Genomic DNA, 12,005 nt, shown 5'->3' on the forward strand with positions numbered 1-12,005 from the left:
GTACCCGATGAACGAGCACGTCGGCGAGGATTCCACCGGAACCGACTTCGCCCGCGCCATGCTCGACGCGGATCACGCGTCGACAGACTGCGGAATTCAGTTGCTGGGCAACGGACCCGGGTCGGCCACCCTCGCCATGAAGGTCACCGACGATATGCTCAACGGCCACGCCATCACCCACGGCGGCTATGTCTTTCTCCTGGCCGACAGCGCCTTCGCGGTGGCGTGCAATGGTTACGGTCGTCCCACGGTGGCCGCTGGTGCGTCGATCACCTACCTGGAACCGACGACCGCCGGCGACGAGCTGGTCGCCGAAGCCGTCGAGCGAGTCCGCTACGGCCGTAATGGCATCTACGACGTCACCGTGCGTCGCGGTGAGATCGTCGTGGCCGAATTCCGCGGCACCAGCCGTGAGATCCGAGCTCGGTCCTGATCGCGATCTCAGCCCTCGGTGTGGCGACGGGTGGAACAGTGGATCGCCGGTCTCAGCCGGCTTCTTGTGCGTTTACACAACACAGGTTCGCCGGTTTGTTGCGGATCGATGCTGGCGGGCGAGGTGTGACCCACGCATCATTGCTCGTGACTCCCCGATTCGGGGAAGGACCCATGGGCGCGAGCGGCTTCGGCCGGCTCGAGCCTCCCCGGAGCACAGCCGATGACCACAGAGCACGTCGACTACGACACCGCCGGAGGAGTCGACGTCCTCATCGTGGGCGCCGGAGCATCTGGCGGGGTGGCAGCACTCGAGTTGGCCGGTAGCGGCCTCGAGGTCGTGTGTCTGGAGCAAGGAGACTGGAACCTGCCCGACGACTTCACCGGTGACAAACCGTCGTGGGAGCTCACCCGCCTGAAGCAGTGGAACTCCAGCCCGAATGTGCGTCAGAACCCGGCCGACTACCCGGTCGATGCCACCGAGAGCCCGGTCGAACCGCTGATGTTCAATGGGGTCGGCGGCAGCACGATCATGTTCTCCGGGCACTGGGTTCGCGCGATGCCGTCGGACTTCCGGGTCAAGACACTCGACGGTGTGGCCGAGGACTGGCCGTTCACCTATGAGGATCTGCGACCGTTCTACGACGAGGTCACCTACCAGATCGGCGCGTCCGGGCTCGAAGGCGACCCCGCCTATCCGGATCCACACACCTTTCCGCTGCCGCCGCTGCCGATCGGCAAGTACGGTGTCGTCGCGGCCAAAGGGATGGACAAGCTGGGCTGGCACTGGTGGCCGGCACCGAATGCCATCGCGTCGCGCAACTTCAGGAACCGCCCGGCCTGTCTGCGCTACGGCGCGTGTGAATCCGGATGTCCGACCGGAGCCAAGGCCAGCACCGACCTCACACACTGGCGGGACGCGATCGCGCTGGGTGCGGTGCTGATCACCGGTGCCCGGGTCAGCCGGCTCACCGTGAACGACCGCGGCCTTGTCACCGGCGCCGAGTACATCGACCGCGACGGGAACCTGCAGCACCTGGCGGCCCGGGTGACCGTGATGGCCGCGAACGGTGTGGGCACCCCGCGCCTGCTGCTGAACTCGACCTCGTCGCTTTTCCCCAACGGCCTCGCCAACTCCTCCGGGCTGGTGGGCAAGCGTCTGATGACGCACCCGTACGCCTCGGTATTCGGCACCTACGACGAAGAGCTCGAAACCTGGCTCGGCCCGGCAGGACAGGCGCTGCAGTCGATGCAGTTCTACGAGACCGACACCGACCGCGGTTTCGTGCGGGGAGCGAAGTGGAACCTGATGCCGACCGGTGGCCCGCTCGCCCACGTCCTGTGGGAGCGGGGCCAGGACTGGCGTGGGAGTTTCGGACCCGCCTTCCACAGCCGCCTCGCGCGTACGTTCGGGCGTTACAGCGAATGGGGGATCACCACCGAAGACCTGCCCGACGAGCACAACGCGGTCGTGCTCGCCCCGGACGTCACAGACTCCGACGGGATACCGGCCGCGAAAATCCGCTACACCATCGGTGAGAACTGTGCGCGAATGCTCGAATTCAACGTGGAACGGGCGATCGAGGCGCATCAGGCTGCCGGGGCTGTCGAAGTCCACCCGATCCCAGTGGTACGCCACAGCGCCTGGCATCTGCTCGGCACGGCCACCATGGGCACCGACCCCGCCACCTCCGTCGTCGATCAGTGGGGTCGGGCACACGATGTACCCAACCTGTTCATCATCGACGGCAGCGTCTTCGTCACCTCCACGGGCGTGAACCCGACCGCGACCATCATGGCGATCGCTCTGCGCTCGATGCGGCACCTCGCCGAAAACCGCCACAGCATCCAGACCCCGTTCTAAGGACAGCATGATGCTCGACTCCGACCAGCGCCGCACCTTCGCGCTTCTCGCCGACACGTTGATTCCCGCGTCCGGCTCCATGCCCTCGGCGAGCGCCGCCGCAGTGCCCGACGCGTTGCTCGACCAGGTTCTCGGCTACCGGCCTGATCTCGCAGAGGCATTCGCCGCCGCCGTCGCCTCGTGCACCGGCAAGGATCCCGAAGCCGCTCTCGATGAGCTCGCCGCACACCGGCCCGACCAGTTCGAGGCGCTGACGGTGCTGACGGCAGGGGCGTACTTCCTCAGTCCCGCCGTGAAGGCCGCCATGCCGTATGCCGCGGCGCCGCGTCCGGTCCGCGATGACATGGATTGCTACGTCGATCTGCTCGCCGACGTTGTCGAGCGCGGCTTCGTCATCCGCTGATCAAGCCCCGAGACCACCATCTCCCAACCTGCCCCGGGTCCTGCGAAAGGCAACGCCAGTGAGTGAAAATCACAGCGGGCGTGAAGAATCTGTCTCCACCATCGAATCGGCCACCATCCAACCGATCCCGGCCGACCAGCGCCACGGGCGCAACCGGGACATGTTCACGATCTGGTTCGGAACCAACATCATGATCCTGGCGGTCGTCACCGGGGCGTTGTCGACGACCCTCTTCGGGCAGCCCGCCTGGTCGGCCGCGCTGGCGGTCGTCGCGGGAAATCTCTTCGGTGCGATCTTCATGGCGCTGCACTCGGCTCAGGGGCCGCGGCTGGGTGTTCCGCAGATGGTGCAGACCAAGGGCCAATTCGGTTCGCTGGGATCGATTCTCATCGTCGGAGTCGTCGTCTGCATGTACCTCGGGTTCTTCATCTCGATTCTGGTCTTCGGCGGGCAGTCCCTCGCGTCGGCCATACCCTTCCTGAGCGGCAAGGCCGGCATCGTGGTGCTCGCGGCGATCAGTGTCTGCGCGGTCATCTGGGGTTACACCCTGATCCATGTCTACGCGCGCATCATGACGTGGGCGTCGGGGCTGGTTCTGCTGATGGCGTTCGTGTGGGCGTTCATCGTCCACTCGGTGCCCGCTCACTTCTTCAGCACGGGCACCGCGACGCCGGCCGGCTTCCTGAGCGCCTTCGGGGCGTGTGCGGTGTGGCAGATCGCCTATGCCCCATACGTTTCCGACTATTCGCGCTACCTGCCGGCAAAGACGGGCCCGAGGCCGGCATTCTGGATGAGCTACTTGGGCACCAGCATTGGCTCGATCCTGCCGATGTTCCTCGGGGCGGGCGTCGGATTGCTGCTCCCTCACACCGACCCGGTTGTCGCCCTAACCCAGGCCACCGCGGGGATCAGCGTCGTGGTGGTTGTGGTCTTCGGCATCGGAGTCGCCGCTACGAACGCGATGAACCTGTACTGCGGCACGCTGTGCACGATCACGATTGCGCAGACGGTCTTTCCGCGTCTCGATCCACGCGGCCGCGAACGTGCTCTGGTCGCCACCGGACTGTGCGTGCTGGCCTCGAGTGTCGCGCTCACCGGGGGCAGCGACTTCGTCGCCACCTACAAGAACTTCCTGGTTCTGCTGCTGGGTTCGCTGGTCCCGTGGACCGCCGTGAATCTGGTGGACTACTACCTGGTCCGGCATGGGGACTATGTCGTCGAAGACTTCTACAAGCGCGACGGCGGTCGCTACGGCCGGGTCAACTGGCCTGCGATCAGCTGCTACCTCATCGGTGTCGCCGTACAACTCCCGTTCATGATCATCGGAACCGCCTTCATCGGACCGATCGCCAAAATGCTTGGCAACATAGACATCTCGTTCATCGTCGGATTGGCTGTCGTTTCACCGCTCTACTACTTCACAGCCACAGCTCTTGCCCGCCGCAGGAATCGTTCCGCCGCCCTTGTCGCCTCGGCGGTGCAGCAGTAGTGAACTCGGGCGATTCACCGTCCGCGTCCCTCTCCGGATCAGACCCCGGTCGCCCGCGAGCAGGACCCGTCCAGGATGAACCTCGACGGCCGCCTCCACGGCTGATCAACTACAACGCACGAGCCCTGGATACGGGGTGGGAAGTCAATGCGTCGCCGGCCGACGAGACGCTGCGCCCGAACATCGATCATGTGAACTCAGGGTGGTCCTGCGGCTGCTGCAACCCACCTCGCGATCTGAGCCCGCGAGGTGAAACCCAGCTTCGTCAGGATGTGCTCGACGTGTCCCTCCGCGGTGCGCCGTGAGATCGTCAATCGACCAGCGATTGCGTTGTTGGTGAGACCTTCGGCTACTAGTTCGGCGATTTGCCGCTCACGTTTGGTGAGGATCGACGCCGCCCGGTCGGCGGGCGATGGGAGGTCTTCTCCGAGGCCGAAGGCAACGGCCATGGCGAAACTCATCGCACCGCCCTTCTTCTGGGCTTTTCCGAATTCTCGCGCTCCGAGAGTCTCCTGTGCGCGGCGCTCGCATGCTTCGTGATGGGTGGCCAGGTTGGGGAACAGGATGGCGGAGCTACCTGCGGCCCGGCCCAGTGCTCCAGCAGCACCCATCAACACAGCGGCGCGGCGGACATCGTCGCGATCCGAAGCGATCCATGCGAGAGCTTCCAAACTGGTCGCGGCGATGAGTGGATCATCTACCGAGCGAGCACGACGAAGGCTCTCCTTCAACAGGTCCGTGGCTCGGTCGAGCGCACCCTGCCTCCAGAAAGCCGTACCCATCGCCCACAACAGCCAGGAGCGAAAGGACGTCTCTCCGCCGCGAGAGTCCGCGAATGCCAGCGCCTGCTCGTGACAGGCGACCGCACGCCGGAGATCCCCGCTGAGTTGGTATGCCCATCCGAGCGACAGGGAAGTGTCCATTCGCAATACGGGATCACTACAGCCTGTGACCAGTTCTCTGGCCTCTTCCAGGCGGGCGACCGCACGGCCGAGATCATCGCTGACAAGCGCAGTGAAACCGTCCGCAACTGCCACCCAAGTGGCGATCTCCGGACCTGTCATCTGCGTGGCCAGCCCCTCGAGTTCTGCCACCCGCGCTGTCGCCGCGGCCAGGTCGCCCTGACTCGCGGCAAGCATCCCGGCCGAGTAGAGCGCCTTGGCGCGATCTCGACCTTGTCCAACGACCGAGCGGGCCAGAGTTCGGTCGAGCCAGCTGCGGCCCTCGGTGATTCGGCCACCCATGTACCAGAACGAAAACAGAGCTGCTGCGATCCTCATGCCGCCGGCACTGGCCTCGGACAGGTCGAACTCCATTGCCTTGCGCAGATTCGGCAGTTCTTGCTTCAGGCGAGAATCCCACTCGAGTTGGCGGGGACTGACCCACTCGGCCTCCGAGTCGAGCGCCAACCGCTCGTACCAATCCCGATGCCGGCGACCGATCTCCGAGTCCTCACCTGCCTCCTCGAGCTTTCTCCTGCCGTAGTTCTGCACGGTGTCGAGCATCCGAAACCGGACCGCGCCACCGAATTCCTCCCGGATCAGGATCGACTTGTCCACCAACGCGAACAATGCGTCGAGCAGGTCGGGGTCGGGTGTGGCGGTGCCGCACACCGCTTCCGCTGCGTCGAGTTCGAAGCTGGGGGCGAAGATCGACAGTCGCGACCACAGCTGCTGTTCGCGTGGTGTGCACAGGTCGTAACTCCAGCCGATGCACCACCACAGAGTCTGCTGGCGAGTCGGGACATCGCGATTGCCGGCTGTGAGCAGGGTGTACCGGTCGTCGAGCCGTCGGAGGATCTGATCGACGGACAGCACGCGCAGCCGGGCCGTGGCCAGCTCGATCGCCAATGGCAACCCGTCCAGCCGGGCACAAATCCGGGCTACGGCAAGCTGGTTGTCTCGAGTCAGCTCGAACCCGGGCAACGCCGCCGCCGCTCGTTCGACGAACAATTCCACCGCATCGTATCGGGACGCTTCTCCCAGCGTGGGCACGCTGGACGGATCCGGAAAACTCAGCGGCGTCACCGGGAACACGGATTCGCCGCCGATTCCGAGGACCTCGCGGCTGGTGGCCAAGATCGACAGGTCCACGCAGCCACGCAGTAGCGACTCCGCGAGGTAGGCGACCGCCTCCACCAGGTGCTCGCAGTTGTCGAGCACCAGCAAAAGATTCCGTGTCGACAGGAACTCGACCAATACCTCCCTCGCCGGTCTGCCGGCCAGGTTCCGCACGCCCACGGAAGTAGCCACGATGTCGTCCACCAACTCTGGCTCGTGAATGTCGCCGAACTCGACCAGTCTCACCCCGTCCGCGTAACTGCCGCGCAACTTGCTCGCCGCCCGCGCCGCGAGCCGCGTCTTGCCGACCCCACCGATGCCCGTCAGCGTAACCAGACGCGATTCCGACAGCGCCTTCTTGACCTCGGATAGTTGTGCCCTCCGACCGACAAAGCTGGTCAGTTCCAACGGAAGGGCACCCGTATCCCGCTTGCGACGCTGCCGTCCTGGCGCCGGTGCGTGCACTTCCTGCACGTTGTCGGGTTCGCCGCGGATGGTCATCTCCTCGACGGAGTAACCATGGTCGCGCTGGATCCGTTGCAGCTGCTTACCGAGTGCGATGGCGGAGGGGCGCTGTGATGGATCTCGGTCCATCGCGGTTTCGATTGCCGCGCACACGTCGTCGGGGATCCCGCCCGTGCGCAGATCCGGCACCGGTTCGGTGGTGATCCGGAGAAACTGCGCAACGACCTGTTCCCCACTCCGGCGTTCGAAAGCAGCATGTCCGGTGAGGGCACAGAACAACGTGCTTCCCAGTCCGTACACGTCCGACGCCCGACTGGGCGGATCGCCGTCGAGAACCTCGGGAGCAGCAAAAGCCGGCGACGCCATGACCGCTCCAGCGGCGGTCTCGAATCCGCCGGCGATACGGGCAATGCCGAGATCGCACAACGCCGGCTCCCCGTATTCGGTGAACAGGATATTCGCCGGTTTGACGTCGCGATGTACGATACCGAGCCGGTGCGCCGTCTCGAGCGCCCCGGCCACCTTGATCCCAAGCCGCAGCACCTCGTCCACAGGAAGCGGACCGTCCCTGCGGATCCGGTCCTCGAGGGATCCGCGCGCGTGGCACTGCATCACCAAATATGGTCTCCCAGACGAGATCTCGCCGATCTGCAGGAGCCCGACGATGTTCGGATGGCCGGTCAGTCGCCCCATCGCGCGTTGCTCCCGCAGAAACCGCGCTCTGTTTTCCTCGTCCGGTTCAGCGGTGAGCACCTTCACCGCGACGACGCGATCCAACCCGCGCTGGGTGCATCGGTAGACCACGCCGAACCCGCCCCGCCCGATCTCCTCGGCATCCTCGAACCCCACCGAACTCAGCTCCGCGACTGGTGGAGCCGCCACATCCCGGTGCGTTCTGAGGGGGTCGTCCTCGACCATATGGGTCACCTGCGATTCACACCCCCCGGAAATTCCTATGTTAGCCCGCTGTGCTGGGGAGGGCCCGATCACGTGGAGCGCTCAGGCGCGTTGTGGGCAGCGGTGAGATGAATACCCGGCGCTTGTCCGCTCCCGCACCGTCCTGCGATTGGTTGCTCATGCTGTGGTGAGTCCGGCCGCGATGCCCCGGACCGAGTGGTCGCCCGCACGGCTGACGTTGCGCATGGCAGCTGGGATCGCCAGCGCCCGGCCTGCTGATGGTGGCGCTCGTCGTGCCGGCGGATCGCTATCGCGCTGCCGCGCTGGTAGCGGGCGTGTTCCCGGTGATCCTGTTCGGGGCGAACACGCGGGCGTCGGCGGTGCGCGGCGGTCGTCACGTCCCCGACCGCCACGTCAACCGGGTTCCACGCCCCCTGATCGCGAAATACGCAGCTGCGCCGAAGCTCAGGTGGTCGTGAGCAGGCCGCCGTCGATGACGAAATCCGACCCGGTGATGTTCGCGGCGCGGCGGCTGGCCAGGAAGACGACCAGGTCGGCGATTTCGTCGGGTCGGGTGAATCGGCCGGTGACCGATTCGGCCGCGACGGACTGCGCGACGGCGTCGGCGTTGCCGCCGGTGGCGTGGGCGATCGTGTGGGCGACGCCGGTGTCGCCCAGCCACAGGTCGGTGGCGACGGGTCCGGGACTGATCGTGTTGACCCGAATGCCCTGGGGGCCCAGCTGTTTCGAGAGTGACTTCGCAACGTTGGTGAGTGCGGCCTTCGCGGCGCTGTAGTCGATGACCGCCGGATCAGCGAGCGTGGAATTGACCGAGCTGATCATGACGATGCTGCCCTGGCCCGCGCCGAGCATGGCCGGAAGCACTGCGCGGGTCGTGCGAATCGCGGCGAGCAGATCCAGCGTGAGCGTGCCCAGCCAATCGTCGTCGGTGACATCGAGGAACCCGGTCAATCTGGGCGTGACCCTGCCGACATTGTTGACGAGAATTCGCGTGTCACCGAACTTCTCTGCGGCGGTGGCCAATTCGATCGCACCGTCCGGGGTGGACAGATCGACCTCGACCGGATGCACCCGGCCACTGTCGGCGAGGGCACGCAACTCGTCACCGGTGTGGCGTGCGCCGGCAACCACGATCGCGCCTTCGTCGACGAGGGTTCGGGTGATGGCCAGACCGATGCCCCGGCTCGCGCCGGTGACTACGGCGAGGGCGTCGGTGAGTCCGAGATCCATGCGGTAGCTCCTCTGTCCGTACGGTCGGTTACAGGCCCTGGTCTGCCAACCAGGCGAGCACGGCGTCCGCGACGTCTTTCCAGCCGCTGTCCACGGTGAGCGAATGGCCGCGGCCCTCGAATTGCCGCAGCTCGGTAACCGCGGTGGAGTCGCGGTACTGCTTCAGTGTGGACCGCGTGACCACATCGGGCACGGTATGGTCCTCGAGTCCCGAGATGAGCAGCAGCGGACCACGATCCGCATTGCCGGTGTCCACCTTCGCTTGGGAATGCAGCACAAAGTTGGCGACGGCGGCCTGGAAAAGCGGGCGGGCCGGTGAGGGAATGGTCCATCGGTCGAACAACTCGTCGGACTCCTGCTCCGGCAGCGCATTCCCGAATCCGAACCGGAATTCCTTGCTGGTCAGGGAGACCGCTTTATGCAGGTTGGCCGGGTTGCCCAGCGCCGGCAGGCCCGCGCGCAACTGCGCGAGCGGCAGCGGCAGCACCCCCTTGATCTGCGCGGGATCGATCGCCACTCCGGCGACGCCGCGTCCCTCGCCCATGAGCTTCTCGGTGATCAGGCCGCCGAACGAGTGGCCGATGATGATGGGCTTCGCGGGCAGGCCATCGATGAGCTCCGCGAAATGTGCTGCGGCATCGTCGATCCCGATATCGGCGACGGCTTCCGGGTGCTCGCGCGCGGATACGACCGTATCGGGTTCGCCCGGCCAGCCCGGCGCAATCGGCGCGTATCCGGCGGCGCGGAAGTGATCGACCCACGGGCCCCAACTTGTGGCATGCAGCCACAAACCGTGGATGAACACCACCGGGGTAGGCGTCTGTGGCATCTCGATCCCTCTCTGCGAAAACCTGGACACGGCGGGACGAGCGGTTCGACCGCGAATCGGCCGGTGCTCACAGCCCCCGTTCACCTCAACACCGCGCAGGTGTGGGCGTCCAAGGCATATCCGGCCCGGATCGATAACCGGAAAGGCATACTTGCAGGCGAAGATTCGTATGGCAGACCGCTGGGGCAGGAAAGCGAGGGGGGATCGTGGACTTGGACCTGCGCCTGCTGCGTTACTTCGTCACCGTCGCCGAGGAACTGCACTTCGGCCGCGCCGCCGCCAGGCTCTACATCAGCCAGCCCGCGCTGTCGAAGCAGATTCGCAAGCTCGAGGATCAGCTCGGCGGCCGGTTGCTCGAACGCGACAGCCGCCACGTAACGCTGACAGCCCGTGGACACCGTGTGCTCTCCGACGCCCGGGACATGATCGCCCTGGCCACGCGAATCAGCGAACAGACCACCGAGTCCGGAGCCGTGCGCATAGCGCACATCTTCGAGTTGCAGACCAGCCGGATCGTCGCGGACGCCTTCGCCGCAGCCTATCCGGACGTTCAACTCATCGAGCGTTCGCTGGACAGCCTCCGGCAGTTGGACGCGCTGCTGGACAAACGGCTCGACGTCGCAATACTGCGCGTCACGGCCCCGATGGCCGCCCGGTATCCGACGGGCTGGCGATTCCATCGCCTGCGTCTCGAACCGATGTATCTGGTCGGCCGCCCGGGTGATCCGCCGAAGGCGGCGGCATCCTTGTTCGAGCGTCCCGTGGAGGTCTTCGCGGACAGTCCCGCATCCGGGCTTTACAACGCGCACGGCGACTACCTCACGACCTTCGAACGACACACCGGAATGTCGATGCGATGGCTCGGTAACCCGGGATCCTTCGGGCATTGCCTGGCCGCCGTGCATCGTGCCACCGACCCGGCCTACGTTCTCGAATTCGAAAGCTACGCAGCACGATACGGTGATGCCGGAATCCCGATGCACCACCCTGTCGAGCTACAGCCGTACTACCCCTGGTGCATCGCCTGGCGCGACGAACCGCTCAGCGCGACCGTCGCGAACTTCCTGCGGATCGCGGAACACACCGCCCGACAGCACAACTGGCACCTCCCACCCCACCACTCGGCCCTTCCCTGGGTTCCCGACGACCCGACCGATTCGACCCAGGCCGCCCTGTCGACCAGCTCGCCCCGGTAGATCCACATTCCCCTCGAGCATCGTTTCAGCCGGTTGGGCGGGTCTGTCCCGAACCGGTGTCGGTCGAGTCGTGACACCACGCCCCGGGCGGTATGAGACCACCATGGCCATCGGCCTTACCACCGCTCGAGGATCCGGACTGACCGGAGTTGTCGGTATTTGCGTCGATCGGCTGTACGGACGGCGTCCTGGTGTCGGTTGCGATCGGCGCGAGCGCTCGAGCGTCTGCGGCGGCGGGCAGTGTCAACGCTGTGGCCGCGAGTGCGCCGGTGATGACCCCACGAACAATGTTGACCTCGGCCACCAAGTCGAACCCCTTCTCTGCATGCAGAATTCGTCGCTGTGATCTCGGCTGGCGAGATCGCGCCCTGAAGCGAGCAGCTGCGGTCGATGGCGGTGACGCATCAACTTCTCAGTTGTCGCTCCGGACATTCAATAGACGGCATGACAGTGCAGGGCGTCGGTGGCACACGCAACTCCATGCTTCCGCTTCCCGTCGGTCCAGAAACGCCTGGTAAAAAGTCGGCAATCCTCACCGTCGTCGAGCCGATTGGTGTTCTCGCGCAACAGGCCTGGGCTGTCACGATGCTGCGGAGCCGCCAGGGTGGGTCTGGCGGGCCACCGACCTTCCTTGCGGGCTCATTGCGCAATAGTCTGGCGAACTCGGGATAATTGGAACATTGTGACACGGGCGGCCGGGCCGTCTCGGAAGGCGAAACGCGCAGGTAACAAGCACGTTTGGATGAATTGGATCGAGTCACGATCCGCAGCAGACCAAAAGGAAAGTGACACAAAATGTCTCACCAGACCTTGCCGGCCACCGGCATTTGGCGAGGCGGGCGCACCTGCCCCCTTTAAGTGAACAGTCGATATCGCCGAGATGGCCGGACATAATCCAGTTCGTATATCGTGAACCGCCGGACTCCATGCATCTGCCGGTAAGCAGGGCGGATATGTGAATGGCTAGTGTTTGTGACGTTTGTTACAGCGCGAAAACCCGGGTGGCCGTGTAATCGTTTCTCAGCCCAGTTAATTCGTGTCGCGAAAAGTTTCGTCCAGGGAGCCATCTCCGTGTCAGCAGCCCCGTCCCCGCAAGAACCCGCACCTTTGTACGCCCGA

General features: G+C 65.3%; 9 protein-coding genes. 6 read left to right on the forward strand and 3 right to left on the reverse strand.

The annotated features are described in order from the left end of the window. Positions 1-7: 7 nt before the first annotated feature. The 4 genes from paaI (at position 8) to ACWEKS_RS28140 (ending at position 4,188) form a co-directional block, all read left to right on the forward strand. Positions 8-433 carry a hydroxyphenylacetyl-CoA thioesterase PaaI gene (paaI, locus tag ACWEKS_RS28125; protein ID WP_452342854.1) on the forward strand — a complete coding sequence of 142 codons (426 nt, stop codon included), beginning with the start codon at positions 8-10 and terminating at the stop codon, positions 431-433. A gap of 222 nt (positions 434-655) precedes the next feature. Further along, positions 656-2,296 (forward strand): GMC family oxidoreductase, encoded by a 1,641-nt coding sequence (locus ACWEKS_RS28130; RefSeq protein ID WP_452342855.1) that lies wholly within the window; start codon positions 656-658, stop codon positions 2,294-2,296. Positions 2,297-2,303: 7 nt separating this feature from the next. Continuing rightward, positions 2,304-2,699: a hypothetical protein gene (locus tag ACWEKS_RS28135; RefSeq protein WP_452342856.1), complete on the forward strand. Its 396-nt coding sequence runs from the start codon at positions 2,304-2,306 to the stop codon at positions 2,697-2,699. Next, positions 2,608-4,188 carry a purine-cytosine permease family protein gene (locus ACWEKS_RS28140; RefSeq protein WP_452342857.1) on the forward strand — a complete coding sequence of 527 codons (1,581 nt, stop codon included), beginning with the start codon at positions 2,608-2,610 and terminating at the stop codon, positions 4,186-4,188. Before ACWEKS_RS28135 ends, ACWEKS_RS28140 begins: the two co-directional genes overlap by 92 nt. A 197-nt stretch (positions 4,189-4,385) precedes the next feature. Here the strand turns inward: ACWEKS_RS28140 and ACWEKS_RS28145 are convergent, their stop codons facing one another. Next, positions 4,386-7,631: a protein kinase domain-containing protein gene (locus tag ACWEKS_RS28145; RefSeq protein ID WP_452342858.1), complete on the reverse strand. Its 3,246-nt coding sequence runs from the start codon at positions 7,629-7,631 to the stop codon at positions 4,386-4,388. Between the two features lie 257 nt (positions 7,632-7,888). Here ACWEKS_RS28145 and ACWEKS_RS28150 point away from each other — a divergent pair, with 257 nt between their 5' ends. Beyond that, entirely contained in the window at positions 7,889-8,089 is a 201-nt protein-coding gene (locus ACWEKS_RS28150; protein WP_452342859.1) for a hypothetical protein, read from the forward strand. On the opposite strand, the gene ACWEKS_RS28155 is transcribed toward ACWEKS_RS28150, so the two are convergent. After that, positions 8,076-8,861, reverse strand: a complete 786-nt coding sequence (locus ACWEKS_RS28155) for an SDR family oxidoreductase (RefSeq protein WP_452342860.1) — start codon at positions 8,859-8,861, stop codon at positions 8,076-8,078. The genes ACWEKS_RS28150 and ACWEKS_RS28155 overlap by 14 nt on opposite strands. 28 nt (positions 8,862-8,889) lie before the next feature. Further along, positions 8,890-9,690, reverse strand: coding sequence for an alpha/beta hydrolase (locus tag ACWEKS_RS28160; protein WP_452342861.1), 801 nt, complete (start codon positions 9,688-9,690; stop codon positions 8,890-8,892). 206 nt (positions 9,691-9,896) lie between these two features. On the opposite strand from ACWEKS_RS28160, the gene ACWEKS_RS28165 reads away from it, so the two are divergent. Beyond that, a complete protein-coding gene (locus tag ACWEKS_RS28165; protein ID WP_452342862.1) occupies positions 9,897-10,886 on the forward strand; it encodes a LysR family transcriptional regulator in 990 nt (329 codons plus the stop codon). Positions 10,887-12,005 lie beyond the last annotated feature (1,119 nt).

This window comes from Nocardia sp. NPDC004711, assembly GCF_053601595.1.

Excerpts from the sequence above, each read along its gene's own strand:
- ACWEKS_RS28130 (WP_452342855.1), top strand. The coding sequence starts at position 656 with ATGACCACAGAGCACGTCGACTACGACACCGCCGGAGGAGTCGACGTC.
- ACWEKS_RS28150 (WP_452342859.1), top strand. The coding sequence starts at position 7,889 with ATGGTGGCGCTCGTCGTGCCGGCGGATCGCTATCGCGCTGCCGCGCTG.
- ACWEKS_RS28140 (WP_452342857.1), top strand. The coding sequence starts at position 2,608 with ATGCCGCGGCGCCGCGTCCGGTCCGCGATGACATGGATTGCTACGTCG.
- ACWEKS_RS28135 (WP_452342856.1), top strand. The coding sequence starts at position 2,304 with ATGATGCTCGACTCCGACCAGCGCCGCACCTTCGCGCTTCTCGCCGAC.
- ACWEKS_RS28155 (WP_452342860.1), bottom strand. The coding sequence starts at position 8,861 with ATGGATCTCGGACTCACCGACGCCCTCGCCGTAGTCACCGGCGCGAGC.
- ACWEKS_RS28145 (WP_452342858.1), bottom strand. The coding sequence starts at position 7,631 with ATGGTCGAGGACGACCCCCTCAGAACGCACCGGGATGTGGCGGCTCCA.
- paaI (WP_452342854.1), top strand. The coding sequence starts at position 8 with ATGAACGAGCACGTCGGCGAGGATTCCACCGGAACCGACTTCGCCCGC.
- ACWEKS_RS28160 (WP_452342861.1), bottom strand. The coding sequence starts at position 9,690 with ATGCCACAGACGCCTACCCCGGTGGTGTTCATCCACGGTTTGTGGCTG.